This is a genomic window from Candidatus Pelagibacter sp. HIMB1587 (genome assembly GCF_052047775.1).
Taxonomy (GTDB): domain Bacteria; phylum Pseudomonadota; class Alphaproteobacteria; order Pelagibacterales; family Pelagibacteraceae; genus Pelagibacter.
Genome location: NZ_JBNAJJ010000001.1, coordinates 510,687 through 535,271, shown reverse-complemented (window position 1 = coordinate 535,271; position 24,585 = coordinate 510,687). Strand labels below are relative to the sequence as shown.

Here is a 24,585-nt window from a genome sequence, read left to right as displayed (position 1 = left end):
TTTTGTGAAAATAACTTCTATTAAAAGTCATGTACTTAAATATGAGTTAGAGAAAGAATTAGGTTATTCACAACAATATTATAAACACAGAACAGCTCATTTAGTCGAAGTACAAACTGATGAAGGTATTACTGGATGGGGCGAATGTTTTGGTCCAGGTAATATTGCTTTAGCTAATAAGTTCATTGTTGAAAAGGTAATTCAGCCTTTAATAATAGGTGAAAACCCTTTGAATAAAGAACATATCTGGCAAAAAGTTTACAATCTTTTAAGAGATAGTGGTCAAAAAGGAATGCCAATACAAGCTTTGTCAGGAGTTGACATAGCTCTTTGGGATATCTTAGGAAAAAAAACAAACTCTCCTCTTTACCAACTTGTTGGTGGAAAATGTAATAATGAAGTTCCTGTGTATGGATATGGAATGATGTTGCAAAAAAAATCAGTTGATGAGCTAATTCCATTGTTTGAAGAAGAAGCTAAACAGATTAAATCAAAAAACTTTAAAGCTATGAAAATGAAGGTTGGATTAGGTCCAAAAGAAGATTTAAAGTTAGTTCAAGCAGTTAGAAATTCTATAGGCGAAGATTTTAAATTAATGGTGGATGCTAACCATGCTTATAATCTGAAAGATGCTCTTTATGTTGGAAAAGGACTTGATGAACTAGATGTTTATTGGTTTGAAGAACCTGTCGCTCCTGAAGATTACAACGGTTATAGAGAATTGAAAAAAAATATATCAACTAGTGTAGCTGGAGGTGAGGCAGAATTTACAAAGTATGGTTGGAATAAATTAATTAACAATAATTGTATTGATATAGCTCAACCTGAAGTATGTGGATTAGGAGGTATTACAGAATATTTGAAAGTTGCAGCCTTGGCGCAGGCTAACTTTGTTCCTGTAATTAATCATGTTTGGGGATCTGCTGTAAGTATAGCGGTAAATCTTCATTTATTGACCGCACAACCAGATATGCCAGGGGGATTATTCCCAACAAAATCTATGCTAGAATTTGATACAACAGAGAAAAATATCTTTATTACAGATCTACCAAAAGAAAATTTTTCAATTTTAGATCAAGTTAAAAACAATAATGGGTTTGCATCAGTGACAGACAATGTAGGTATTGGTATAAACCCAAATGAGGAATTTATTAAGGAGTTTGAAGTAAATGAATAAAATTAAAACTACAGAACCTAAACCAATTTGGAAAATAAGATGTACTTTAGGTGAGGGAACACTTTGGGTTAAAGAACACAACTCAATTTATTTTGTTGATATAAAGAAAAAGAAAATTTGTTCTTTAAATATTAAAAATAAAAAAAAGAAAATATTTAAAGTTAATAAAGAGATAGGTTTCATTGCTCATGTAAGAGATCATATATTTATTTTAGGATTACAAGGTGAATTAAGAATTCAAAATTTAAAATCAAAAAAAGTTTTAAAATCGATACCTATAGAACCTAAATTAAAATTGAATAGAATAAACGACGGTAAAACTGATCCTGCTGGAAATCTTTGGTTCGGAACTATGGATAACTTAGAGAGAAAAATTGAAAAAGGATCTTTGTATAAATTAGATAAAAATTTAAAATTAACTAGAGTTGATAAAAACTATAGAATTACAAATGGCCCAGCATTTATCGATCAATATAATTTTTACCACAATGATAGTCCTAAAAAAATTATCTATAAAATTAAGATAAATAAAAATAATAAAATAATTAGTAAAAAAATATTTAAAAAGTTAACTCCTGAAGAAGGAGTTCCAGATGGAATGACCGTAGATAAAAATAAAAATTTATGGGTTGCCCATTTTCGTGGGGCATGTGTCTCAGTATTTAATAGTAGAGCAAAATTAATTCACAGAATTAAGTTTCCAGCCAAAAATATTACTAATTGTGCGTTTGGTGGTAAGAATAATCAAGAACTGTACGTTTCAACAGCTACAAAAGGAATGGACAAAGCTGATTTGCGAAAATTTAGATATTCAGGATTCTTTTTTGGTGTAAAAACAAACACAAAAGGAGTTTTACAAAAAAAATTTATTTTAAGTAATGAAGCAGAGAGATCTTTACTATGAACGAATACCTACTAAGCTTTTAAGAGAAGATATAAGATTATTAGGAACTTTTCTTGGAAGAGTAATCAAAGATCAAGAAGGCACAAAATTCTTCAATATTGTTGAGCGATTAAGATTATTATCTAAAAACACCTTATTTGATAAAAATAAAAGTAAGGTATTTTCCAAAATTTCAAAAGACATAAGAAAGCTTTCACCTGAAATTACTTTTAAGGTCACTAGAGCTTTTTCACATATTCTAAATTTAATGAATTTAGCTGAGTCGTTAGATGCATCTAGAAAACTTAATGAGTACGATAATCCATATTTTAAGAACAAAAAACAAAATCTATTTATTGAGGATATTATTAATAATCTATTTAAAAATAGAAAAATCTCTGACAAAAAAATTTATGATCAGGCAACAAAACTTGATATTGGAATAGTTCTCACAGCACATCCAACAGAAGTTAAGAGAAGAACACTAATTCAAAAATACGCAAATTTAACTACCTTGATGGAACAACGTCATCTTTATAAAAAATACCCCGCAAAGATTATTGAAATAGATCGAAAATTATATTCGGAGATATCCATTATTTGGAAAACTGATGAATTAAAAAGAACCAAACCATCACCACTTGATGAAGCTAGATGGGGCTTGGCTGTAATAGAAGATAGTTTATGGGATACAATTCCAAGAGTTTACAAAAGATTGAATGATATTTTTAGGAAAAATCTAAATAAAGATCTTCCTAGAAATTTTAATCCTATTCAATTTGGTTCATGGATGGGTGGTGATAGAGATGGAAATCCAAATGTTACATCTGAAGTAACAAAAAAAGTGATTTTATTTTCAAGATGGCAAGCTGCAAAGTTATACGAAAGAGAACTTACAAAATTAATTCAAGATTTATCAATGGAAGAATGTTCTAATAAAATCAAAAAAGTTACTGGAAATAGTTTTGAACCTTACAGAGTTTATTTAAGACCTTTAAGAGACAAAGTAAGAAGAACACATCAGTTAATTGAAGCACATATAAATTATAATAAGCCATTAGATGAAAATAAATTACTAAAAGATAAGTACGAAATCATAAATCCATTAAGAGAAGTTAGAACTTCCTTAAACATGAACAAAGGTCAACACATTGCAAATGCAGATTTGTTGGATTTGATAAGAAGAGTTAGATGTTTTGGAATAAATTTAGCAAGATTAGATATCAGACAGGAGTCTGATAGACATGAAAAACTTTTAAATGAAATATTTAAAAAGAAAAATAAAATTAATTATTCACAATTACCTGAAGAAAAGAAAATTGAATTACTTAATAAATCAATAAAACAAAAAAAATCTTTTGTTAATAAAATTAATTTAAGGGACAAAGAGAATTTAGAAGTTTGGAAAACATTTAAACAAATATCTAAAGAGCCAGAGCAATGTATGGGTGCTTATGTAATTTCAATGACTTCAAAAGCATCTGATATTTTATCTGTTTATTTATTGCAATTACAGGCCGAAACAAAGAATTTGTTAAGAGTAGTACCACTTTTTGAAACTTTAGATGATTTAAAGAATGCCAATGGTGTTATGCAAAATTTATTTAAACTTCCTTGGTACAGAAAAATGATCAACTCACAACAAGAAGTAATGATTGGATATTCAGACTCTAGTAAAGATGCGGGAAAACTATCTGCAAGTTGGCACCAATATAAACTTCAAGAAGAACTTAGAAATTTAGCTAAAAAATATAAAATAGATCTTGTATTTTTCCATGGAAGAGGAGGATCTCCAGGAAGAGGAGGAGGACCAATTCAGGCAACTCTTAAATCTCAACCATCTGGAACAGTAAATGGAAAAATTAGAATTACTGATCAAGGAGAGGTGATACAACAAAAATATGGATATAAACCTTTAGCTGAATACAACCTATGTAGTTATATCGGTGCAGTAATGGAGGCAACTCTAAATCCACCTCCTAGATCAAAACCAAATTGGCGAGAGCTTATTCAAAAAATGTCTGAGATTTCTACATCTGCTTACAGAAAGTATTTAAATCAAAGTGAAGATTTTATTAGATATTTTAAAACTGTTACTCCACATAAATCTCTTGGAAAACTTGCAATTGGTTCAAGACCCACCAAGAGAAAAAATGTTGATAATATTCAAAGTTTAAGGGCAATTCCCTGGGTATTTGCATGGACACAAATTAGATTAATGCTACCTGCATGGCTTGGTACAACTGAGGCTTTGAGATATGGATCAATAAAAAAATTTAAAAAAACTATGACAGACATGGAGAGGAACTGGCCTTATTTTGTATCAACAATGGATATTTTGGACATGGTGATTTCAAAGGTTGATCCTGAAATATCAGTGATTTATGAAAATAATTTAGCTGACAAATCTTTGATAAGAATTGGAAAAAGATTAAGGTTTCAATTTGATGCATTGGTCAAATTGCACAATAAAATTACTCCAAAAGAAGTTATAAAAGAGAGAAAAGAGTTTAGAAAAGCATTATTTATCAGAAACAACTACACTGAGATGCTAAACATTCTTCAGGCAAATATAATGAATAAATTAACAAATAAAAAATATAAAAATTTAGATAAGAAATATTTAGACGATGCTTTAATGACATCTATTGCAGGAATTTCTGCAGCAATGAAAAACACTGGATAGATGATTGAATATTTAATTGCTTTTGGGGCAGGGTTAATAAGTTTTTTATCTCCTTGTGTTTTACCTTTGATACCTGGATATATATCTTTTGTATCAGGCCAATCTCTCAAAGAAATAACAGAGAAACAAAATTTTAATATTATTCCTTTGATTAAATTTTGTTTTGGTTTTTCATTAGTATTTATAATTTTTGGAGCTTCAGCATCTTTTTTGGGACAAGTATTGTTAGAGAATTCTCAATCGTTAAGATTAATTGCAGGACTGATTGTTATATTTTTTTCACTACAATTATTAGGTGTTTTTAATTTTGGATTTTTAAATATTGATAGAAGATTTGATTTTAAAAAAATTGATAGTTTTTTCTTTCCTGTGATAATTGGTGCTGCTTTTGGATTTGGATGGACACCTTGTATCGGTCCAATATTAGGATCAATTTTAGCTTTAGCTTCAATTGAAGATACTTTATCAAGAGCAATAATTTTATTAAGCTTTTACTCTTTAGGTTTGGCTATACCTTTTGTTTTATCAGGATATTTAATTCAAAAGTTTTTAATTTTTTCAAAAAATATGCGTCAGTATATAAATATTATCTCAAAAGTGGGGGGTGCAATTCTTTTAGTAACTGGAATATTAATTATTACAAATAAATTGCAAGCAATTGGGTTTTATTTAATTGAGATCTTTCCTTTTATGCAAAACTTTGGTTAAAGTAATTAATGAAAATTTATCAAATAGATTCAAGCGCTAGAAAAAAAGGCTCAACATCAAGAGCATTAGCAAAAAAACTTTTGGAAAAAATCAAAAAACCAGAGGATGAAGTAATTTATAGAGATTTAGATGATGAAATGCTTTTTGTAAGTGGTTTAACAGAATCTGGAATGAAAATTGATGAGAAGGATCAAACTGAAGAACATAAGAAAATGTTTGAACTTTCCGACAAGCTAGTAAAAGAATTAAAAGAGAGTGATATTATTATAATTTCAGCTCCAATATATAATTACGGACCACCCGCAACTCTTAAAGCTTGGTCAGATTTAGCTGCAAGAATAGGGGAAACCTTTAAATTTAAACCCAATGGTAGAAGAGAAGGGTTATTAAAAAACAAAAAAGCATATCTTGTAATTACTTCTGGTGGAACAAAACTAAATAGCTCTGAGGATTTTTTAACGCCTTGGTTAAAATTTATTTTAAACTTTTTTGGAATTGAAAAAGTTGAAGTTATAAGCGCTGATCAAATGGCCTTAGATTATGAAAAATCTATTAGAGATGCTGAAGCTCAAATAGAAAATATTTCTATAGATTAAACTTTCTTTTTAAGTGTCTTAATTTTCCTTCGGTACTATCGTAGTCTATATAGCAACCTTGTAGAAATCTTTCACCTTCATTAGCATCATAAACTGTCCGTCCATGAAGTAACCTATGATTATCCATCATCATTAAATCTCTTGGAGCAAGTTTAAATTCTATTCTATATTTATCTGAATTGTACATTTCAGACAGTTTTTTTCTTGCTTGATAGTATAAATCTAATTCTTCTTTATCTAAGATTGGAACAAAATCTAATCTTGGACTAAATCTTACTTGTTTAAAATTTTTATACTCATCTAATTCAATTAAAGGACATAAAGATTCTAAAATTACTTCTTTATCAATAAACTTAAATCTTACTTTTACTTCTGTTAAGATTTTATAATAATCAGGATAACTATTCTTTAAATCTTCAGTAACAGTATATCCATCAACCAATGTAGAATATCCTCCTGAAACTTTACTCTCGATACAATGTAAAAGTTGGATACATGGAACAGGGTTTCGATATGGATTATCTGTGTGTGGTGCAAGAGCTAAAGAAGTATATGCAAGATCATTAGGGTCAGGTTTTGATTTAACATCAAAATATTCTCCAAAGTTTGTTCGTCTAACACTGCCTATTGAGTTTGCAAACTCAACAATATAATTTTTAGTTGTTGGTATATTTTTAATTACAACAAATCCAAACTTATAGAAAGAAACGAGTAAGTCATGCATTTCTTTACTTTCATAAAAATTATCTTGGTATTCAAAATTTTTGATATTGTTTAAACTGGAATCCCATTTAGTTTTTTCTATAGATTTTATAACTGTATCCTCTTTTGAGAATTCTAAAGCAATTTTGTTGAGATTAAGCTTAGAACTAATTCCATCATTAAAGTTAACTTCTAAAAATTCCTCATGAATAGAGGCTTTATTAATGATTATATCATAACTCAAACTAGTTGGGTCAAAAAGTCTTTGTTGAGTTCCTTTATCAACAAATTCCTCACCATCGACTCTTTCTCTTAACCAAAAAGGATGTATTTCTTTTTTTTCAGTACCATTATTGAAGTAAACTTTATTTTCGTGAAGCTCAATTTTCATAAATAATACTTGAGCATTATTTAAAATTTAACTTTAATCAATATAAATTAAATAGTAAGAGTTCTTTGTGAATAATTTTGATACAAAAAAATATCCAGTATTTTCAAGTTTTTTAAACCAGCTAGCAAAAGATCTAACAAAATTTTATTATGCTAAGTTAGATAAGCCATTCAAGATAACCAATAAAATGAAAGGCAAAGGTTATGATCCAGTAACTACATCTGACAAAGCTTTTGAAAAGTTTATAAGATCCAAAATTTCTAAAAGATTTCCAGATCATCAAATTATAGGTGAGGAATACGGTCACAAAAATACTAAAAGTGAATTTTCATGGGTAATAGACCCAATTGATGGAACTAGATCGTATGTTGTTGGAAATCCTAGTTGGAGTAATTTGATTTCATTAAATTATAACGGGGAGCCAATTTTAGGATTAGCAAATTTCCCTAAAATGAGAAAATATTACTTAAATGTAAACAAAAACACCGCATACGTTTTTGAAAATAATAAAAAAAGAAAACTAAAAGTTAATTCTAAATTAAATTTTGCAAATTCAAAGTTAGCTGCTGCTTTTCATAATCAATTAACCTTAAAACAACAATCCAAAATTCAAAAATTTATTAAACGAATGCAATTTCCATGTTTTGATGCTTTAACATATTGTCAACTAGCTGAAGGTAGATTGGAAATGGTTGCACAGTGTGCAAACAAAATTTGGGACATTCATCCAATAATGCCAATAGTGAGAGCAAGTGGAGCCATAGTAACTACGTGGGGGAATAGAAATCCTGTGGTAGGAGGAAATATTATTGTCTCAAATAATAAAGCAAATCATAAACAAATATTAAAATTATTAAAACCTTTAGCTGAATGATACCAGAACGAGCGCAATCAATTTTAGATTTCTGGTTTAAAGAAACTCCTTTTGAAATGAGATTTAAGAAGGATGATAAATTTGATCAAAAGATAAAAGAAAAATTTTTAAATGATTATGAGCTTGCTTGTCAAAATGAATATGATGATTGGCAGGATAATCCCATGAGCTGTTTAGCTTTGGTAATTTTGTTTGATCAATTTTCAAGAAATATGTTTAGGAATGATAAAAAAGCATTTGCTCAAGATCAAAAAACTAGATTGATAGTAAATGATGCAGTGTATTCTGGATATTTAGAAGCTATGAATGTTGATCAAAGATTTTTTATGCTTTTACCTTTGATTCATAGTGAAGAAATTAGTGATCATGAAATGGCTTATTACTTATTAAATAAATATTTAAGAGAACATGAAGGATACAATAAGATTAAAAAATTTTGGCAAGACCACACCAAAGTAATTAGACAGTTTCATAGATACCCACATAGAAATGAAATTTTAGGAAGAGAGTCTACCGAAGAAGAACTGGAATTTTTAAAAGGACCAAACTCTTCCTGGTAAAATGAATTTAGAATTTATTTTTAAAGTCATAGATAAAGAAGAATGGCAAAAAGCTAAGCAATCTGGAACTTATGGTGGATCTGAAAAAGATATTAAAGATGGATATATTCATTTCTCAGAGGAGGATCAGGTCGAGGAAACCTTAAAAAAACATTTCCCAAATAAAGAAAACCTAGTTTTATTGAGAGTAAATGCTTTTAAACTTGAACACTTACTTTGGGAACAAGCATCAAATGGTGATATGTACCCACATTTATATTCTCCATTAGATACAAGCACTGTTGTTAATGAATATGAACTATCTTTAAATGAAGATGGAAGCTATCAACTTCCAGACATTTTAAAAAAATATCAATTTAATCGACCCAAGTAATTAACCATTACAACGCCAATAATAATCAAAGCAATTCCAATTATCCCATAAATATTAGGAACTTGATTAAATTTTAATACAGCAAAAAGAACAACTCCTGTTACTGTCAAACCACTATAAATTGAATAAGCAAATCCAACAGGTATTGCATGCATAGCTTTTGCAATTGAAAACATCGTAATACACATAAAAAGGATACATAAAATTGAAGGAGTTAGCTTTGTAAAACCTTCAGAAATTTTGGCAAAACTGTTTGAAGCTATTCCAAAAATTATACCATTAGCTAAAAATAAATATCCTATAAGAGGCTTCATATTATTTACTACCTAACAAATTAACCATTAAAACTCCAATAATTATAAATGCTAGTCCGATCATGGAGTAAAGATTTGGAACTTGATTATATTTAATTACACCTACTATAACTGTTGCAATAATTGTTAATCCTGCAAATGAAGCGTAAGTGATGCCCATTGGTATATTCTTCATCACCAAGGAAAGTGCATACATGCACAAAACAATTGTAATTGCGGTAATTATACTAGGGAAGATTAGTGTAAATCCCTCAGCGCTCTTAGCAAAACTATTTGAAGTAACTCCTAGGAATACAGCAATTCCTAGGAACAAGTATGAAGTAGCCAGACTCATTTAATAATATTAAATGAAATCCCACTAAATATATATAATTATTTAGGCATTGGAGTAGCACCAGTTTCTAAACTAACAATTTTTCCATTGTCGTATTTATAAACTGCCATTACAGCCTCAACATTTCCATCGTTAAATGTAACAAAAGCATGATGAATTCCAACTTCATCATTCTCGTAAACAATTCTAACTTTATCTTGATTGATGTCACCACTCATTGCCCATTTGATAACATCACCTTTAGTTAAAACATTTCCTGATTTATGCATTGTAAATTTAAAATCATCATGCAAAAGCTCATTCATAGCTGCTTCGTCTTTATTTTTTAGTGCAGCACTATATTTTTCTAAGATAGACATTTATTCCTTTCTTTTATTCACCTGGTTTTTTAAAGTTTTTTCCAGCATCTGCAGCTTTGTTGAAAGTTTTATTATAATCAAATACTTCATGAATCATAATATCTTCCATTAAACCTGCATTCATAATTGCAACTTTCATTCCAAGAACACTTTCGTAATCTCCTTCAATAACATTGATTACATCAAATCTTCCTCGAACCCACTCATAACTATGAAACTTTACTCCAACAGTATCACAAATAGCTTTGATCGCTGCTCCTCTGTCTGCATTTGGATCGCTCTGCATTCTCAAAGCAAGATCACGACTAATCTTTCCAATAATATAAAATTTAGACATATTTTCTCCTTTCCTAATAGTTCAATTTAACCTTTATACTGTTCAAGAAAGTCATCACTCATGGGAGTTGTTACATTTTTTTCTAAATCAACACCAGCTGCTGCTCTTTCTTTATGCAATTCCTCATCATTTTTGAAACCTTGCATACCTTCCATCGTGTCAAATTTTACAATAGTTATGAATTTAGTATCATCACTCTTTTCAGTTCCAGCATATAAAAAGGTCATTCCATATTTTTTTACCTTCTCTGAATTATTGTGAACCATTGCTTTCCATTTAGCAAAAGTTTCTATTGGTCCTTCTATTTTTACTATCATATTTTTATTCCTTTCTAATATAGAGTTTGAACTACTTTCTTAACTCTATCTTCTCCATTAGGTACTGTTGAGTTTACAAAGTCATGACAGGCATTAGTTTTATCCTTGTCAAATTTAGATCCATAAAACTTATCAACAGCTTTGTTTACTCCTTCGTCCCATTGCTTTTCAGGAACTCCAACTTCTAATGCATAAGCTTTTAAAACTTTAACTGATGCCATAGATTTTTCTTTCATACTATATTCAAATGTTTCACCAAGTGGCAAGAAATAGTTAGCCATATAAATACCACTGCATTCCCAAGCTCTATTTTTATCACTATTAGACATATCCGCATATGCAGAGGTCAGAAATAAAACACTGAATAAAATCACTATTATTTTTTTCATATATTTTCGTTTCTAAATTTTTTGTTTAGTAAATCCCTGATTTTACTAATTTATCTATTTCCTCTTTTGAATTAGGGATTAATTTATAAACAAAACTATAACATTCCATTGTGGTATTTTCGTCGTATGGTTTTCCATAACGTTCATCAACAACCTTAATTAATTCTTTATTAAGATTGTCTTCATTTACACCATCTTTAACCAAGTAAGAGCTTAAAAATTTCTTAGCGGCAAAAGAATGTGTAATTTTTTCCAATTCAAGTTCTGCTTGTGGAATCATACTATTTGCATAATAAATTCCTGCACACTCAATTGTTTTCTTTTTGTCATCTTCACTCATACCCGCATACGAAGAAGTCAAGAATAGAATACTAATTAATGTTAATATTATTTTTTTCATAATTTTCTTCTATTTATTTTATTGTAACAACTGTTGTTCCGGGAAAAGTATATCCCACAACATAACTAAATAGCATTTGTTGAAATTCTTGTATCATTGGCCATTTGCTTCCAAGCTCTTGGTGATTTTGAAAACCAGCAGGATTTTCATAATACTCAGTTAAAATAAAATACATATTTCCAGTCATACCTTGTGAAGGATCTGCAGGATTATTCCATTCAGGTCCTTTGATAACTGAATATGAATTTAATTTTTTTTCACCAGTCATTGGATGAGTTTCTTTCATCCATTTATGGTGCGTTTTCAACATTTCTTCAACTTTAGCAACATCACTAGCTGGAACTTTCAAAGTAATAGCAAACGCATTCGCTTTTGCATGGCCGTCAGCGTTAGCAATTGTAGTAAATAAACTAAGCATCAAAATTATTATTATTTTTTTCATTTTATCTTTCTTTTTAATTATTAATTATAAGTAATCGAAGACTGTTACATATTCTTGACAAAGTCTCTCGTGTTTATAACGCGCGTCAGTTATGCAATTAAGGAGCACAAAAATTGCTGATTATGTTGTTTTATCTGATGATAAAATTTGATAGGGTTTTAATATGATCGAAAAATTTAATGGAATTTTTTATTTAATTGTATTTTTAGTACATTTTATTGTTTTTGCTGTTTATGCATATCAAACCGTTTTCGCTACAAAGAAATTTTTAGATAAGTTCGGTATTGATGATACTGGTGCAGGAATGACGAGATTTTTTGGCTCGTTGTTTATCGGAGCAGTAGCAATGGCTATATGGGTTGGCTTTATTAGACCTGATGGTCTTCAAGGAACATGGGCATTTTTTAATTTAGTGTTTTTACAAAACCTTTCAGCTTTTATTGTTGGTATATATAATATTAAAATCAATAAGCTCGGTCACACACCACAAACATCTAATGAAGGAATTATTGCACCAGGTATTCTAACTTTGTTAAGTGCAATACTTTGTTACGGATTAGCAGATAAGATTTATATCTAAAACCAACTAGGTATTGGTAGACCTTTTTCTTCTAAGAATTTTTTATTGAACATTTTAGTTGCATATTTATCGCTTCTATCACAAAGGATAGTAACAATAGTTTTACCAGGTCCTAATTCTTTTCCCAATCTAATAGCGCCAGCAATATTTATTCCACAACTAGTTCCTAAACTTAAGCCTTCGTTTTGAATTAAATCATAAAGAATAGGTAGAGCTTCATGATCATCAATTGAGTAGGCGTCATCAATTTTAGCCTCACCAAAGTTTGCTGTAACTCTACTTGAACCAATTCCCTCTGTTATAGATCCTCCTTCAGATTTTAACTCTCCATTCTTTATATAATTATAAAGAGCAGAACCTTTTGGGTCTGAAAGGTAAATTTTGATATCTTTATTTTTTTCTTTTAATGCATTACTTACACCCGAAATGGTGCCCCCAGTTCCAGATGAACACACAAAACCATCTACTTTACCCTCAGTCTGTTCCCAGATCTCTTGACCTGTTCCCTCATAATGACCTTTTGCATTTGCAGTATTATCAAATTGGTTAGCCCAAATAACTCCATTGTTGTTTGAGGGTCTTAATTCATCTGCAAGTCTTGCAGCAACCTTTACAAAGTTATTGTCATCTTTATAAGGCTTAGGTTCAACTAATCTTAACTCAGCTCCAAGGTTTCTAAGTAAATCTTTTTTTTCCTGAGTTTGATTGTTGTTCATTACAATAATAGTTTTGTAACCTAAAGAATTTCCTAAAAGACCCAAACCAATTCCAGTGTTACCAGCTGTACCTTCAACAACAATTCCTCCTTTGGAGATTAATTTTTTTTCCTGTGCGTCTTTAATTAGCGCAAGTGCAGCTCTATCTTTTACAGATCCACCTGGATTTAAAAATTCTGCCTTACCATAAATATTACAACCAGTAATCTCTGATGCAGCTCTAAGTTTAATGAGAGGAGTATTTCCAATCCCAGAAATAAAATCGTTTTGCGTATTATTCATTTTCTGATTTTTTATCACTATCAGGGGTAATTCCGTAAGGTTTAAATTCACTATCAGCTATTCCAACATTTTTAGCAGGAATTCCAACCATAACTGCATTCTCAGGAACATCTTTTGTAATAACAGCATTCGCTCCAATTTTTGCACATCGTCCAACAGTTACCGGACCTAACACTTGTGCTCCTGATCCAATGACTACCTCATCTTTAATTGTTGGATGTCTCTTCATGTTTCTTTGATCATTTGAATTTATACTTGGTGCAATTCCACCTAATGTAACCATATGGTAGATAGTAACATTATCACCAATGTCTGAGGTTTCACCAATCACTACTCCCATACCATGATCAATAAATAAATTTTTTCCAATTTTTGCATTAGGATGAATTTCAATTCCAGTTAAGAATCTTGAAAATTGAGAAATGATTCTTGCAACGAGATAAAATTTAGCAGTACTAAAAAAATTAGCTATACGATGAAAGAATACTGCTTTGACACCTGGATAGGTTAAAATTAAACTAAGCTTTGATTTTGCCGCAGGATCTCTATCAATTATCGATTGTAAATAATCATTCATTGTATTTTATGCTCACTTGAAATTTTAATAAGTGGCTTATATAGTCATTATATTGAGTTATTAAAGATTAATTATGTATAAAAACACTAATTGTTTTCATTTAGCTATACCTTGTGGTGATCTAGAGGTCGCAAAAAAATTTTATAGCGAGACTTTAGGATGCAGACTAGATAATTCCGCACAAGAATGGGCCGATGTTGACTTTTGGGGTAATGAATTAACACTTCATAAAAGTGATCATAAATTAGATAATGAAAGACATGATGTGGACATGGGAAATGTGTCGGTACCCCATTTTGGTGTACACTTATCTAGAAAAGATTTTGATGCACTTAAACAAAGATTAAAAGATAGTGGCACTAAATATTATGACGAACCATACTTAAGATTTAAAGGCACTAAGTATGAACAAGAAACATTCTTCGTAAAAGACCCTAACGAAAATATACTAGAGATTAAAACTCTTACATCTAACCCAGAATAGTCAAAATACATATAATTTTTATACACTTATTTTCTTTGACACCTTCTCTCAATTCGCGTTAGACTTTATTTATAAATAATTAAGGAGAGATAATGAAAATAATCAAATCTACACTTGTAGCTGGATTAATTTCAATTTTATCAATTTTCTCTGCTAATGCAGAAAAAGTTAAAATTGGAGATCCAGGTTGGACAGGTGCAACTGCAATTGCAAATTTACTTGCTGCAGTAGTTATAGATAAAATGGGTGGTGAAGCAGAACTAGTTCCTGGAAACAATACTGCAATTTATGCAGCAATTGACAGAGGAAAAGGTGAAATCGATGTTCACCCTGATATCTGGTTACCAAACCAAGAAGCTTACACTAATGATTTAGTTCCAAAAGGAACTTTAAAATTAAGCAGCAAACCATATGAAGGAAACCAAGGTTATTGTGTTTCACAGCAGTTTGCTAAAAAAATGAACATTACAGCTATTGAAGACTTAGCTAGACCAGAAGTTGTTAAAGCAATGGACAGCGATGGAAATGGTAAAGGTGAGTTTTGGATTGGTGCTGATGGTTGGGCTTCTGCAAATGTTAACCAAGTTAAATTAAGAGACTATGGTTTATATGATGCTGGTATCGAAGCAGTTAGAGCTGCTGAAGCAGTTAAAAATGCAAGAGTACTAGACTCAATTAAAAAAGGTGAAGGTTATGCATTCTATTGTTACAAACCTCATGCAATTTGGGGAATGGCTGACGTAGTTATGTTAACAGAACCAAAATATGATCCTGCAAAATATAAAATGATTCAACCTAAAGCAGATGCTGACTGGTACAAGAAATCTTATGTTGCATCAAAAGATGCTCTTAAGCAAATCCAAATCGGTTGGGCTACTTCTTTAGAGAGTCAATCACCAGCAATTGTAGAATTCTTTAAGAATTTTCAATTAACAGCTGATGATGTTTCTGCGATGGCTTATTCAGTTTCAGTTGAGAAAAAAGATCCAGCTGATGTTGCAAGAGCTTGGATGGAAGCAAATAAATCAACTGTAGACGGTTGGTTAGGACTATAATCTAAATCAAAATCTATACTCGGCAATTTAAGATTGCCGAGTATATTTTCCTATAATAAAAGACAAAAATGGATTCATCGAGTTCAGCAATACAAATTCAAAATGTTTGGAAAGTATTTGGAAATACTTCTAAAGAAGCATTAGATGCAATCCAAAATAAAAAAATTTCAAAAACAGCAGCCTTAGAAAATTACAACTCAGTTATTGGAGTTTCAGATGTTTCATTTGATGTTAAGCAAGGTGAAATATTCTGTGTAATGGGACTTTCTGGAAGCGGAAAATCTACATTAGTTAGGCATATTAATAGACTTTTAGAACCAACATCAGGAAAAATTTTAATTAATGGTCAGGATGTAATGGCCTTAGATAGAGAAAACCTTCAAGAATTAAGAAATAAAAAAATAGGGATGGTTTTCCAAAACTTTGCACTTATGCCTCATAGATCTGTTGTTGATAACATTGCAATGCCACTTGAAATAAGAGGCGTGAGTAAAAATGATAGATTAGATGCTGCAAATAAAATTTTAGAAATTGTAGAGCTGCAAGGTTGGGGTAATAAGTTTGCTCACGAACTATCTGGAGGAATGCAACAAAGGGTAGGTCTTGCAAGAGCACTAGCAGCTGATCCTGAATTTCTGTTAATGGACGAACCTTTTAGTGCATTAGATCCACTGATTAGAAGACAGCTTCAAGCTGAGTTCATTAAACTTTCTAAACAAATGAAAAAAACCACAGTATTTATTACTCATGATTTAGATGAAGCAGTAAGAGTAGGACACAGAATTGCAATTATGAGAGATGGAAAAGTAATCCAAATAGGTACACCCGAAGAAATAGTTGTAAGTCCTGCAGATGAATATGTTGCTGACTTTGTAAAAGGAATTTCAAGACTTAAAGTTGTTCAAGCAAAAACAATCATGCAATCCATTGAGAGTTACGAGAGTGCTAATGGAAAATTAAATGAAAACACCAAAAGTGTTGGAGAAAATGAATTATTAAGCAAGCTCATTGAGTTATCAAAATCTAGTGAAGGACCATTGGTAGTTAAAGATAATAATCAAAATAATGTTGGTGTGTTAACACAATCAGATCTTTTAAAAGCAGTTATAGAGGGTGGAGATGGAGAATAAACAGATACATAATCCAACCAGATCAGAATTAATTACAGATTTTGTAAAATCTAATCCTGAATATTATATTAAAGAGTTTCAAAAAATTGGAAGTAAACCTTCTTTTTCATTTTCATTTAACTTGTATGCTGGAATTCTAGGACCAATTTGGTTTGGAATGAGAAATATTTGGAATTGGGCTTTGGCTTTTTTAATTATTGAGACTTTCTCTGTTGTTCAAATTATTAGAGGTTTATTTGGTAACATTACTAAAGAAGCTGTAGAAAAAATTAAACAAGTTGAGTCAACTATAGCTTTTAGAAATAAACAGTTAGAAGCAGCCATAACAAACAATCCAGACAAAGTAGAGGTTTATAAAAGAAATATCAAATCACTAGAAGATGCAATGCAAGGCTACATAGATGAAGTAGCAAGAATTGAAGCATCAGCTATTTGGATTACAATTTTTGGTATTGGATTATTAATAGCAATTAAAATTGTTCAAGGAATACTAGCTAACTCGATATTAGAAAAAAGATATTCAGAATGGTTATCAGACAAAACTCTAAGACCTGGAATGCAGATTAAGAACTTTGTATCGAGCACAATGTTTGCTTTAGTTATTATGTTTTTTTCTGTTGTGCATTATAGTTTTCCTGGTGTCATCACATTAATGGATGATTTCCCAACTCATCCAGATATCAGGTTAACATCTATAAAATGGGTAGAAACGATCTTTGATTACGCAGTATTAAAAGGAGATGCTTTATTTACGGCAATCACTATAGGTATTAGATCAGTACTAGATTTCTTAGAGTTATTATTTGTTAAAACTCCTTGGATAGTAATTATAACAACCATTGTAACCTTAACAGGATTAGCAGCAGGACCTAGAGCTGCAATATATTCAGCAGGATTTTTATGTTACATGGGATTTTTAGGTTTCTGGGTTAAAGCTATGACAACATTAGCTCTTTTAGGAACAGCAGCAGTATTAAGTATTGTAATTGGTATTCCTCTTGGAATTTTTTGTGCAAGGCGACAAAGATTTTATTCAATGATCAGACCAATTATGGATTTTATGCAAACAATGCCTGCTTTCGTATTCATGATTCCTGTCATAGCATTTTTTGGAACAGGAAAGGTTGCTGCAGTTATTATTACAATGATATTTGGTGGAACACCTGTAGTTAGATTGACAGTTTTAGGTTTAAGAGGAGTGCCTGAAACAATTAGAGAAGCTGCAATCGCTTATGGTGCATCTAAATGGTATTTGCTTAGAAAAGTAGATTTACCATTAGCAACTCCATCTATATTAGCAGGTGTTAATCAAACAGTAATGTTAAGTCTAGCAATGGTAGTTGTAGCATCATTAATTGGTGCCAAAGGTTTAGGTCAAGATGTATTAGAAGCACTTCAATACGCAAACGTAGGACAAGGTATTTTAGCTGGTGTTGCCATATTATTTGTAGCTCTTATTCTTGATAGAGTTGTTCAGGGTAGAAAACGAGTTTAAGAAAAATCAATGGAATATGCACTGTTAGGTTTTTTTACTGGCCTAAGTTTAATTTTAGCAATTGGTGCTCAAAATATTTTTGTAATTGAACAAGGTTTAAAAAAACAGCATGTATTTCTAGTTTGTTTTATTTGCTCAGTTTCTGATTTAATATTAATTTTTTTTGGAATTTTTTTATTTCATTTCTTTAATCAATATTTTAACCCAATTGTAGAATTTATTTTTAACCTTCTTTTAGTGGTTTTTTTAATTCATTTTATCTATTCAAAAATTAAAACTCATTACAAAGAAGTTAATTTTCAAAGTAATGTTAGTGCAGTATCAAGGTTAAATATTTTCTTAAAAACATTGGGGTTCACATATTTAAATCCACATGTTTACTCTGATACGGTTTTTATTCTTGGAAATTTCTCTAAGAACTACTTATTAAATCAAAAATTTTCATTTGCGATAGGCGCATCTTTAGCTTCTTTTTTATTTTTTTTTATTCTAGGATATTTATCAAATTACCTTTCTAAGTATGCTAATGACAAAAAAATATGGCAGGTAATAAATATATTCATCATAGTTTTTATGAGTTTTTTAGTTTTGTTTATTTTAAAGGAAATGATAATTAAGCTTTCATGAGTAATATTTTTGTAGATGATAAAGGTGAAGGTTTTCCATTTGTTTTAGTACATGGATATTTAGGTTCCTCAGAGATGTGGTGCTTTCAAAAAGATTACTTTTCAAAAAATTTTAGAGTTATTGCACCAGCACTTCCTGGTTTTGGTGAAAGTCATAGTGCACAATCATTAAATTCTATTAATGAGATGGCAAAAAAAATCATTGAAATACTAGATGAAAAAAAAATCGAAAAATTTAATTTAATTGGACATTCAATGGGTGGAATGATTGTTCAAGAAATAACAAAATTAATTGGTGATAGAGTTAATAAATTAATCTGTTTTGCAACAGGATCTATTGGAGATATCCCCGGTAGATTTGAAACTATGGACGAAACAAGAGAGAAACTTAAGAAAGAGGGTGCCGAAGTATCATTTTCAAGAGTTCCACCTAAATGGTTTGTAAAAGGGGATAAAGATAAAAATTATTTTTTATGTGCTAATGCAGTTAAAAATGTTTCATTAGAAACTGCTGATAACGCCTTGCTTGCAATGAAAAATTGGAGAGGTATTGATAATTTAAAAAACATTAAAAATGACACCTTAATTATATGGGGTGATAAAGATATCTCTTATAATTTTGAACAAGTCGATACATTAAATAAAAATATTAAGAATAGTCGATTAGAGATATTTGAAAATTGCAGTCACAATGTTCACTTAGAAGAACCAGATAGATTTAATAATTTAGTAAATGATTTTATTTCAAAATAATATTTTTATTTAATTTATATAATTTTTTAAAAGCGTTCTTAAACTTTTTATTTAAGTGAAACTTTCCTGGACAAATTATGCATCTAATTTTTGCATTAACTGCTGAATTCAAACTTTCTTGAGAATCTTCAATAGCTAAACATTCCTTAGGTTTTAATTTAAGTTTTTTTAATGCAAGAAGGTATATGTCTGGATTTGGTTTTAAATTTTTAACTAATTTTGAATTTCCAATAAAATCAAAGTTTTTTTGACTAATTGATTTTCTTAATGAGAAAAGAATAGAATTAATATTATTTTTTGAGGTAGAGGTTACAAAAGCTAATTTAATTTTTTCTTTATTACAAAGATTAATTATATTTTTAACACCTGGTCTTAATTTTAAATGATTTTTCTTTAAGTAATTATTGAATAGTTTAGTTTTTAAATCTCTTAATTGCTTAGCATTAACTTTAATACCTTTTGTTCTTGCATATTCTGTTATTCTATCTTTACCACCTGATTTGTTTAGAAGTTTGATATATTTTTTTTTATTCCAATACCAATCCAATCCTTTTTTTTTAAAAGCTTCATTAAAGGATTTTCTCTGAATTTCTGATGTTTCAACAAGGGTTCCAATAGAACCGAATAACAAAGCTTTGTAATATTTCTTCAACCTTTTACAGCTCCAGTAGTTAAACCACTGATAACTTGTCTCTGGAAGAACATGACTAACATAAATAATGGTGCCGTAGCAGAAACTACTGCTGAAACTGCCCACATTAGATTACCCTCATGTTGGTTAGTTCCTAAATAACTTTGTATCTTTGGAACCATTGTATGATTTTCTTGATTAAGTAGTAAAGCCGTTACAGTGAAATCATTGTAAGCAAGCATTAAACTAAATAATCCAGCAGTAATAACTCCAGGCCACATCACTGGCATTATGATATGTCTAAATGCTTGAAAATATGAACATCCATCAATCAACGCACTTTCATCAAGCTCTTTTGGAATTGTTTTAAAGAATGAATAGAGTAACCATAAAGTAAATGGTTGATTAATAGCAACCAAAACTACAATAGTTGTTGGCAGTATTCCCCATATTTGTAATTCAAAAAATGGAAATAGATAACCCGAGACTAGAGTTATATGTGGCATAGCTCTAAAGATTAAAGCTGTCATTAAAATCCAAAATGCATATTTCTCAGTTGATCTTGAAAGAGCGTAAGCTCCTAAAGTTCCCAAAAATAATGAAATACTAACAACAAACACAGTAACGATAATGGTATTTTTTGATGCTTTCCAAAATTCACCCTCAAACCAAGCTTCATGATAAGCATTTGTTGTAAATTTTTCACCAGTTTCAATTAATGTATTGAAAGCTGAAACCGCATACCACCAATCTGATCTTGAAAAAAAGTCTGCTCTTACTTTAAATGATCCCCAAAAAGTCCAAATAAATGGAAAACATGCAACTAATAACCAAGAAATAATAAATATGGTATTAAATGTTTTTAAAGTATTTGATTTTTTATCTAAACCGTAATCCATATTTATCTCGCAGTTTTAAATTCTTTCCATGTTCTAACTAATACAGGGGCAAGCAAAATAGCTATTCCTATGATTGTCATCATTGATGTTGCTGCAGCTGAACCAAATAAAATAACCTCTTCATTTACTAAGTTATCGTAAATTAACCATGAAAGAGATTGCGCACTACCTTCAGCACTAAAACCTATAATTGGTTCAAAAACTCTAAAATTGTCCATCAATGATATTAATGCAACAAATGTTACTACCGGGTAGATATGAGGTAGTACAATATGTTTAATTCTTTGAAATCTTGAAGCACCATCAATAATTGCAGCTTCAATAGGTTCCTGTGGGACAGTTTGAAGTGCGGCATAAAAAACTACAAATGCAAAAGGGGAGTGATGCCAAATTCCATAAATTATAATTGTTATCCATGTTAGAGTTTTAGAGGATTTCAAAGATAAATATGGATCATTCATTAAATTTTGAATATTAGCTCCGATTATCCCTTGAGAGTCTATCATCCAAAATAATACTAAAGACCCAACTAATGGAGTTACAATCATTGGTAAAATAGTACCAAAGATTAAAGGACCTCTAATTTTTCTTGAGATTGCGTTTAAACTCAAAGCAATAATAAAACCTAATAACAAAACATTTGGGGTCACAAATATACAATAAGTTAATGTGAATATTAGCGCTTTGTAAAAGGGTAGATTGGTTACTTGATCAACAAATTTACCAAAAGTTTCTGTTTCATTCCAAAATTTTTTTATTTCTTCTGTTGCTAAATGGTTTCTATCTATATACGTCCCAAAACCATTAAATTTTCCAAGAGGTTTTGCTTCTCTTATTTTAGTAGTTGCTTCATTGTCGACTACAATTGAAACAGTACAGCCAAATGGATCACATTTTTTAACTTCTTTAACTACTTGATCATGCTGAGCATAAAAAGATTGAACTCCGGTAGAAATGATAGGAAGCCCAATAAAAAGGATCATTGCTAATCCTGTTGGTAAAAAAAACCAAAAAAAAGTTTTATTAGGCATTGAAAATTTTTATTAAGTGGGGATTAAGTCCCCACTTAAATATTAGATTTTATAGAAAGCCTTGTTCTTTAGCTTTACTAGTGTAAGCAGCTTCAACATCTTTCAATGCTTGTTCAGCTGACTCTTTACCTTGTAAAAACTCAACAATTTCACTTCCTAATGCACCATGCATTAAACCCATTTGTGGTAACATTGGATATGGTTTTGCACCCATTTTTACAGCTTCAATTACACCAATAGATTTTGGTCCTGGAACAAATCCTTCTACTAACCAAACAGCTTGGTCAGCAGCATCAGCAACCATTTTCTTGTTTGATGCAGCGTGCGCTAAAGCTCTAAATGTTGCTTCAGCATCAGCATCAGGTCTATTTTTTGCAAGTGTGAAACCATCCCACCATAAAGTTGCAGCTGGAATATCTCCACCAGCAACAGTAGCTGGACCTGTTAGTTTTGTAGCTTTAGTAATATTAGCATCACCTTCATCATCTAAAAGTGTACCTGATCTAGAAGCCCATAATGTCATTAAAGCAACATTTCCAGCTTCCCATTCAACTTTAATAGCTTCACTATCATGTGTTAAATAATCTGGGTTACTTAATTCAGATAATTTTTTTAGCATGTTTAAAGTAGCAACACCTTTTGCATTATTTACATTTGGTTCTGCACTTCCAGACTTAAAGAATTCACCACCATGACCAATGTACATGTTCACAAACTCTTCTGCTAAGTTCCAACCTGCTTTGTAAGCAGCAGCATATGGATATTGCATTTTTCCTGAAGCTCTAATTTTTTCAGAAGCAGCAACTACCTCTTCATATGTTTTTGGAATAGCTATACCAAGATCTTTTAAAACGTCTTCTCTATAGTATAAGTGTTGAGTGTTAGCCATAAATGCTACAGCCATTACTTTTCCATCAATTGTGATCAATTGAGAGTCTTGAATTCCTTTTCCATATTTTTTAACAAGATCATCTAAAGGTCTTATTAAGTCTTGGTTCATTAAAGGAACGATTGAACTGTTTGCTGCAATTCTAGCTGAAAATTCAGATGGATTTGCAGTAAGAGCTGGCACTGCGATTTTATTGTGCTCAGATGAATGAGTCACTTTAAAATCTGCACTTCCTTTACATTGTTTAGAAGTTTCAACGAAAGTTCTTAATGCAGGAAAATCATTAGCCAAAATATTTATTGAACCACTTTTAATGTTACAATCTGCATAAGCAGAAGTTCCAAAAAGTAAAAACAATAAAGTAACTAGTATTTTTCTCATATGTTTTCTCTCTTTATATTTATTGTTAAATTATAATTTAAGTTCAAAAACTATATCTATTAGGAAGTTTAAATTAAAGAGGAAATTAAATCACTTTTGACGCAAGTTCTGCGCCAAGTACCAAAGACTCTAGCTTCTTATAAACAATATTTTCATCAACATTTCCAAAGCCCGCAAAGGTACTAAAACCACAATCTGATCCAGCAACCAGTTGATCTTTCTCAACAACTTTTGAATAGGTTACAATTCTATTTTTTACAACCTCGGGATGTTCAACAAAGTTTGTTGTTGAGTCGATTACCCCAGGAGCAATTATTTTGTCATTTGGGATTTTTAAATTTTCAAAAATTTGCCACTCATGAGAATGTCTTGGATTTGACGACTCAATTAAGTATGTTTGTATATTAGCCTTTAAAGCTATAGGCATAATTTTTTCTAGCGCAATGTCATGTAAATGAGGTCCTTCATAATTACCCCAGCAAATGTGCATTCTTATTTTGGAGCTATCTATATTACTAATAGCGTTATTTAAACATTCTATTTGTTTTTCTGCTCTTATTAAAAATTCTTCTTCTGATAAATCTTTAAAAGTCATGTGTCTTGCAAGAGCTAAATCTGGACAATCTAACTGAAGTTTTAATCCATTTGATGTAATTTCTTCATATTCATCTTTCATCAGGTTAGATAAATTTTCTAAATATTCATCATCATTTTTATAAAATTTATTGGGTAAGAAAGCTGAAATAACTCCTGGCGAAGCAGCATTCATAAACGCATCTTTATGATTATTTTTTTCTAAAGCTTGTTTAAAATTATTTATATCTTTTGTTAGAGAAGTTTTGTCTTTAATTTTTAACTCACTTGTACAACAAGGTCTTGTGTAAGTAGGAGTGCCACCTGTTCTTGCAATTCTTTCTTTAAAAGATGGAAAGTCATCTAAATCTTTTGGTGCTTTTCTTTCACTCTCACCTGAAAAGCCATCAATTCTATCTTTAACATAAGTTGCATAGCTAATCTTAGACATTTCACCGTCACTAATAAAGTCAATTCCAACTTCTTTTTGTTTTTTAACAATATTATCTACATCTCTTTGAACAATTTCATCAAATTGATTTAAATCTATTTTTTCTTTTTGATCTTTTTTAAATAAAAGATCAGATAATTCATTTGATCTTGGTAAACTTCCCACATGTGTTGTTTTAATTTTACTCATA

General features: G+C 30.4%; 31 protein-coding genes. 15 read left to right on the top strand and 16 right to left on the bottom strand.

Going from position 1 to position 24,585, the window contains the following annotated elements:
* Positions 1-4 precede the first annotated feature (4 nt).
* The 5 genes from ACTTBE_RS03055 to ACTTBE_RS03035 are packed head-to-tail and all read left to right on the top strand — an operon-like array spanning position 5 to position 6,050.
* The gene (locus ACTTBE_RS03055; protein WP_440677091.1) at positions 5-1,177 is read left to right on the top strand and encodes a mandelate racemase/muconate lactonizing enzyme family protein; all 1,173 of its coding nucleotides are present in this window, start codon (positions 5-7) and stop codon (positions 1,175-1,177) included.
* Positions 1,170-2,081 (top strand): SMP-30/gluconolactonase/LRE family protein, encoded by a 912-nt coding sequence (locus tag ACTTBE_RS03050; RefSeq protein ID WP_440653942.1) that lies wholly within the window; start codon positions 1,170-1,172, stop codon positions 2,079-2,081. Before ACTTBE_RS03055 ends, ACTTBE_RS03050 begins: the two co-directional genes overlap by 8 nt.
* The gene (gene ppc / locus ACTTBE_RS03045; protein ID WP_440677090.1) at positions 2,056-4,746 is read left to right on the top strand and encodes a phosphoenolpyruvate carboxylase; all 2,691 of its coding nucleotides are present in this window, start codon (positions 2,056-2,058) and stop codon (positions 4,744-4,746) included. Before ACTTBE_RS03050 ends, ppc begins: the two co-directional genes overlap by 26 nt.
* The gene (locus ACTTBE_RS03040) at positions 4,747-5,454 is read left to right on the top strand and encodes a cytochrome c biogenesis CcdA family protein (protein ID WP_440656874.1); all 708 of its coding nucleotides are present in this window, start codon (positions 4,747-4,749) and stop codon (positions 5,452-5,454) included.
* An 8-nt stretch (positions 5,455-5,462) separates the two neighbouring features.
* On the top strand, positions 5,463-6,050 hold the full coding sequence (locus ACTTBE_RS03035) for an FMN-dependent NADH-azoreductase (protein ID WP_075505866.1): 588 nt from the start codon (positions 5,463-5,465) through the stop codon (positions 6,048-6,050).
* Here ACTTBE_RS03035 and ACTTBE_RS03030 read toward each other — a convergent pair.
* Complete coding sequence (locus tag ACTTBE_RS03030) at positions 6,040-7,143, bottom strand: TauD/TfdA family dioxygenase (RefSeq protein ID WP_440677089.1); 1,104 nt, start codon at positions 7,141-7,143, stop codon at positions 6,040-6,042. The genes ACTTBE_RS03035 and ACTTBE_RS03030 overlap by 11 nt on opposite strands.
* 67 nt (positions 7,144-7,210) lie before the next feature.
* On the opposite strand from ACTTBE_RS03030, the gene ACTTBE_RS03025 reads away from it, so the two are divergent.
* From ACTTBE_RS03025 to ACTTBE_RS03015, 3 genes are read left to right on the top strand one after another with little or no spacing between them, the layout of a single operon-like run.
* Positions 7,211-8,017 (top strand): inositol monophosphatase family protein, encoded by an 807-nt coding sequence (locus ACTTBE_RS03025; RefSeq protein ID WP_440677088.1) that lies wholly within the window; start codon positions 7,211-7,213, stop codon positions 8,015-8,017.
* The gene (locus tag ACTTBE_RS03020) at positions 8,014-8,577 is read left to right on the top strand and encodes a DUF924 family protein (RefSeq protein WP_440677087.1); all 564 of its coding nucleotides are present in this window, start codon (positions 8,014-8,016) and stop codon (positions 8,575-8,577) included. Before ACTTBE_RS03025 ends, ACTTBE_RS03020 begins: the two co-directional genes overlap by 4 nt.
* Position 8,578: 1 nt before the next feature.
* Positions 8,579-8,950, top strand: a complete 372-nt coding sequence (locus ACTTBE_RS03015) for a DUF952 domain-containing protein (RefSeq protein ID WP_428079842.1) — start codon at positions 8,579-8,581, stop codon at positions 8,948-8,950.
* On the opposite strand, the gene ACTTBE_RS03010 is transcribed toward ACTTBE_RS03015, so the two are convergent.
* The 8 genes from ACTTBE_RS03010 to ACTTBE_RS02975 form a co-directional block, all read right to left on the bottom strand.
* Complete coding sequence (locus ACTTBE_RS03010; RefSeq protein WP_440648086.1) at positions 8,929-9,264, bottom strand: DMT family transporter; 336 nt, start codon at positions 9,262-9,264, stop codon at positions 8,929-8,931. The two genes, ACTTBE_RS03015 and ACTTBE_RS03010, sit on opposite strands and share 22 nt — an antisense overlap.
* Before the next feature lies 1 nt (position 9,265).
* Positions 9,266-9,598, bottom strand: coding sequence for a DMT family transporter (locus ACTTBE_RS03005; protein ID WP_440677086.1), 333 nt, complete (start codon positions 9,596-9,598; stop codon positions 9,266-9,268).
* A 38-nt stretch (positions 9,599-9,636) separates the two neighbouring features.
* On the bottom strand, positions 9,637-9,957 hold the full coding sequence (locus ACTTBE_RS03000) for a nuclear transport factor 2 family protein (protein ID WP_075505086.1): 321 nt from the start codon (positions 9,955-9,957) through the stop codon (positions 9,637-9,639).
* A 13-nt stretch (positions 9,958-9,970) separates the two neighbouring features.
* Positions 9,971-10,294 carry a GYD domain-containing protein gene (locus ACTTBE_RS02995; protein WP_075505873.1) on the bottom strand — a complete coding sequence of 108 codons (324 nt, stop codon included), beginning with the start codon at positions 10,292-10,294 and terminating at the stop codon, positions 9,971-9,973.
* Positions 10,295-10,320: 26 nt separating this feature from the next.
* Positions 10,321-10,611: a hypothetical protein gene (locus ACTTBE_RS02990; RefSeq protein ID WP_262590490.1), complete on the bottom strand. Its 291-nt coding sequence runs from the start codon at positions 10,609-10,611 to the stop codon at positions 10,321-10,323.
* A 14-nt stretch (positions 10,612-10,625) separates the two neighbouring features.
* Positions 10,626-10,940, bottom strand: coding sequence for a hypothetical protein (locus ACTTBE_RS02985; protein ID WP_440677085.1), 315 nt, complete (start codon positions 10,938-10,940; stop codon positions 10,626-10,628).
* A gap of 85 nt (positions 10,941-11,025) precedes the next feature.
* Positions 11,026-11,340: a hypothetical protein gene (locus ACTTBE_RS02980; RefSeq protein ID WP_440677084.1), complete on the bottom strand. Its 315-nt coding sequence runs from the start codon at positions 11,338-11,340 to the stop codon at positions 11,026-11,028.
* 73 nt (positions 11,341-11,413) lie between these two features.
* Entirely contained in the window at positions 11,414-11,842 is a 429-nt protein-coding gene (locus tag ACTTBE_RS02975; protein ID WP_440653953.1) for a hypothetical protein, read from the bottom strand.
* A 163-nt stretch (positions 11,843-12,005) separates the two neighbouring features.
* Between ACTTBE_RS02975 and ACTTBE_RS02970 the strand changes: the two genes are divergently transcribed.
* The gene (locus ACTTBE_RS02970) at positions 12,006-12,422 is read left to right on the top strand and encodes a hypothetical protein (RefSeq protein WP_440614185.1); all 417 of its coding nucleotides are present in this window, start codon (positions 12,006-12,008) and stop codon (positions 12,420-12,422) included.
* Here the strand turns inward: ACTTBE_RS02970 and ACTTBE_RS02965 are convergent.
* Both ACTTBE_RS02965 and epsC read right to left on the bottom strand, forming a co-directional pair.
* Positions 12,419-13,420 carry a cysteine synthase A gene (locus ACTTBE_RS02965; RefSeq protein WP_440677083.1) on the bottom strand — a complete coding sequence of 334 codons (1,002 nt, stop codon included), beginning with the start codon at positions 13,418-13,420 and terminating at the stop codon, positions 12,419-12,421. The two genes, ACTTBE_RS02970 and ACTTBE_RS02965, sit on opposite strands and share 4 nt — an antisense overlap.
* A complete protein-coding gene (epsC, locus tag ACTTBE_RS02960) occupies positions 13,413-13,997 on the bottom strand; it encodes a serine O-acetyltransferase EpsC (protein ID WP_262590495.1) in 585 nt (194 codons plus the stop codon). Before epsC ends, ACTTBE_RS02965 begins: the two co-directional genes overlap by 8 nt.
* Before the next feature lie 73 nt (positions 13,998-14,070).
* Between epsC and ACTTBE_RS02955 the strand changes: the two genes are divergently transcribed.
* From ACTTBE_RS02955 to ACTTBE_RS02930, 6 genes are all read left to right on the top strand, one after another.
* Entirely contained in the window at positions 14,071-14,481 is a 411-nt protein-coding gene (locus ACTTBE_RS02955; RefSeq protein ID WP_145595791.1) for a VOC family protein, read from the top strand.
* 92 nt (positions 14,482-14,573) lie between these two features.
* Positions 14,574-15,536, top strand: coding sequence for a glycine betaine ABC transporter substrate-binding protein (locus ACTTBE_RS02950; RefSeq protein WP_428079851.1), 963 nt, complete (start codon positions 14,574-14,576; stop codon positions 15,534-15,536).
* Between the two features lie 68 nt (positions 15,537-15,604).
* Positions 15,605-16,666 carry a quaternary amine ABC transporter ATP-binding protein gene (locus tag ACTTBE_RS02945; protein ID WP_440677082.1) on the top strand — a complete coding sequence of 354 codons (1,062 nt, stop codon included), beginning with the start codon at positions 15,605-15,607 and terminating at the stop codon, positions 16,664-16,666.
* Entirely contained in the window at positions 16,656-18,161 is a 1,506-nt protein-coding gene (locus ACTTBE_RS02940; protein WP_440677081.1) for an ABC transporter permease, read from the top strand. Before ACTTBE_RS02945 ends, ACTTBE_RS02940 begins: the two co-directional genes overlap by 11 nt.
* A 9-nt stretch (positions 18,162-18,170) precedes the next feature.
* Positions 18,171-18,788: a LysE/ArgO family amino acid transporter gene (locus tag ACTTBE_RS02935; protein ID WP_440677080.1), complete on the top strand. Its 618-nt coding sequence runs from the start codon at positions 18,171-18,173 to the stop codon at positions 18,786-18,788.
* Positions 18,785-19,540, top strand: coding sequence for an alpha/beta fold hydrolase (locus ACTTBE_RS02930; protein WP_440614192.1), 756 nt, complete (start codon positions 18,785-18,787; stop codon positions 19,538-19,540). The genes ACTTBE_RS02935 and ACTTBE_RS02930 overlap by 4 nt, the downstream gene beginning before the upstream one ends.
* Here the strand turns inward: ACTTBE_RS02930 and ACTTBE_RS02925 are convergent.
* The 5 genes from ACTTBE_RS02925 to ACTTBE_RS02905 all read right to left on the bottom strand — a co-directional run bounded on the left by ACTTBE_RS02925 (position 19,527) and on the right by ACTTBE_RS02905 (position 24,584).
* Entirely contained in the window at positions 19,527-20,192 is a 666-nt protein-coding gene (locus ACTTBE_RS02925) for an HAD-IA family hydrolase (RefSeq protein WP_440677079.1), read from the bottom strand. The two genes, ACTTBE_RS02930 and ACTTBE_RS02925, sit on opposite strands and share 14 nt — an antisense overlap.
* Positions 20,189-21,070, bottom strand: a complete 882-nt coding sequence (locus ACTTBE_RS02920; protein ID WP_440677078.1) for a carbohydrate ABC transporter permease — start codon at positions 21,068-21,070, stop codon at positions 20,189-20,191. The genes ACTTBE_RS02925 and ACTTBE_RS02920 overlap by 4 nt, the downstream gene beginning before the upstream one ends.
* A gap of 2 nt (positions 21,071-21,072) precedes the next feature.
* A complete protein-coding gene (locus ACTTBE_RS02915) occupies positions 21,073-22,101 on the bottom strand; it encodes a carbohydrate ABC transporter permease (RefSeq protein ID WP_440677077.1) in 1,029 nt (342 codons plus the stop codon).
* A 49-nt stretch (positions 22,102-22,150) separates the two neighbouring features.
* Positions 22,151-23,371 (bottom strand): ABC transporter substrate-binding protein, encoded by a 1,221-nt coding sequence (locus ACTTBE_RS02910; RefSeq protein WP_440677076.1) that lies wholly within the window; start codon positions 23,369-23,371, stop codon positions 22,151-22,153.
* Positions 23,372-23,456: 85 nt separating this feature from the next.
* Positions 23,457-24,584 carry a cobalamin-independent methionine synthase II family protein gene (locus ACTTBE_RS02905; protein ID WP_440677075.1) on the bottom strand — a complete coding sequence of 376 codons (1,128 nt, stop codon included), beginning with the start codon at positions 24,582-24,584 and terminating at the stop codon, positions 23,457-23,459.
* Between the last annotated feature and the right edge of the window lies 1 nt (position 24,585).

Coding starts and splice junctions, on each gene's coding strand:
- ACTTBE_RS02975 (WP_440653953.1), bottom strand. CDS start 11,842: ATGAAAAAAATAATAATAATTTTGATGCTTAGTTTATTTACTACAATT.
- ACTTBE_RS02910 (WP_440677076.1), bottom strand. CDS start 23,371: ATGAGAAAAATACTAGTTACTTTATTGTTTTTACTTTTTGGAACTTCT.
- ACTTBE_RS03010 (WP_440648086.1), bottom strand. CDS start 9,264: ATGAAGCCTCTTATAGGATATTTATTTTTAGCTAATGGTATAATTTTT.
- ACTTBE_RS03015 (WP_428079842.1), top strand. CDS start 8,579: ATGAATTTAGAATTTATTTTTAAAGTCATAGATAAAGAAGAATGGCAA.
- ACTTBE_RS02965 (WP_440677083.1), bottom strand. CDS start 13,420: ATGAATAATACGCAAAACGATTTTATTTCTGGGATTGGAAATACTCCT.
- ACTTBE_RS02915 (WP_440677077.1), bottom strand. CDS start 22,101: ATGCCTAATAAAACTTTTTTTTGGTTTTTTTTACCAACAGGATTAGCA.
- ACTTBE_RS02905 (WP_440677075.1), bottom strand. CDS start 24,584: ATGAGTAAAATTAAAACAACACATGTGGGAAGTTTACCAAGATCAAAT.
- ppc (WP_440677090.1), top strand. CDS start 2,056: ATGAAGCAGAGAGATCTTTACTATGAACGAATACCTACTAAGCTTTTA.
- ACTTBE_RS02955 (WP_145595791.1), top strand. CDS start 14,071: ATGTATAAAAACACTAATTGTTTTCATTTAGCTATACCTTGTGGTGAT.
- ACTTBE_RS03035 (WP_075505866.1), top strand. CDS start 5,463: ATGAAAATTTATCAAATAGATTCAAGCGCTAGAAAAAAAGGCTCAACA.
- ACTTBE_RS02945 (WP_440677082.1), top strand. CDS start 15,605: ATGGATTCATCGAGTTCAGCAATACAAATTCAAAATGTTTGGAAAGTA.
- ACTTBE_RS03040 (WP_440656874.1), top strand. CDS start 4,747: ATGATTGAATATTTAATTGCTTTTGGGGCAGGGTTAATAAGTTTTTTA.
- ACTTBE_RS02935 (WP_440677080.1), top strand. CDS start 18,171: ATGGAATATGCACTGTTAGGTTTTTTTACTGGCCTAAGTTTAATTTTA.
- epsC (WP_262590495.1), bottom strand. CDS start 13,997: ATGAATGATTATTTACAATCGATAATTGATAGAGATCCTGCGGCAAAA.
- ACTTBE_RS02985 (WP_440677085.1), bottom strand. CDS start 10,940: ATGTCTAATAGTGATAAAAATAGAGCTTGGGAATGCAGTGGTATTTAT.
- ACTTBE_RS03005 (WP_440677086.1), bottom strand. CDS start 9,598: ATGAGTCTGGCTACTTCATACTTGTTCCTAGGAATTGCTGTATTCCTA.
- ACTTBE_RS02940 (WP_440677081.1), top strand. CDS start 16,656: ATGGAGAATAAACAGATACATAATCCAACCAGATCAGAATTAATTACA.
- ACTTBE_RS03020 (WP_440677087.1), top strand. CDS start 8,014: ATGATACCAGAACGAGCGCAATCAATTTTAGATTTCTGGTTTAAAGAA.
- ACTTBE_RS02990 (WP_262590490.1), bottom strand. CDS start 10,611: ATGATAGTAAAAATAGAAGGACCAATAGAAACTTTTGCTAAATGGAAA.
- ACTTBE_RS02930 (WP_440614192.1), top strand. CDS start 18,785: ATGAGTAATATTTTTGTAGATGATAAAGGTGAAGGTTTTCCATTTGTT.
- ACTTBE_RS03000 (WP_075505086.1), bottom strand. CDS start 9,957: ATGTCTATCTTAGAAAAATATAGTGCTGCACTAAAAAATAAAGACGAA.
- ACTTBE_RS02950 (WP_428079851.1), top strand. CDS start 14,574: ATGAAAATAATCAAATCTACACTTGTAGCTGGATTAATTTCAATTTTA.
- ACTTBE_RS02995 (WP_075505873.1), bottom strand. CDS start 10,294: ATGTCTAAATTTTATATTATTGGAAAGATTAGTCGTGATCTTGCTTTG.
- ACTTBE_RS03050 (WP_440653942.1), top strand. CDS start 1,170: ATGAATAAAATTAAAACTACAGAACCTAAACCAATTTGGAAAATAAGA.
- ACTTBE_RS02980 (WP_440677084.1), bottom strand. CDS start 11,340: ATGAGTGAAGATGACAAAAAGAAAACAATTGAGTGTGCAGGAATTTAT.
- ACTTBE_RS03030 (WP_440677089.1), bottom strand. CDS start 7,143: ATGAAAATTGAGCTTCACGAAAATAAAGTTTACTTCAATAATGGTACT.
- ACTTBE_RS02920 (WP_440677078.1), bottom strand. CDS start 21,070: ATGGATTACGGTTTAGATAAAAAATCAAATACTTTAAAAACATTTAAT.
- ACTTBE_RS02970 (WP_440614185.1), top strand. CDS start 12,006: ATGATCGAAAAATTTAATGGAATTTTTTATTTAATTGTATTTTTAGTA.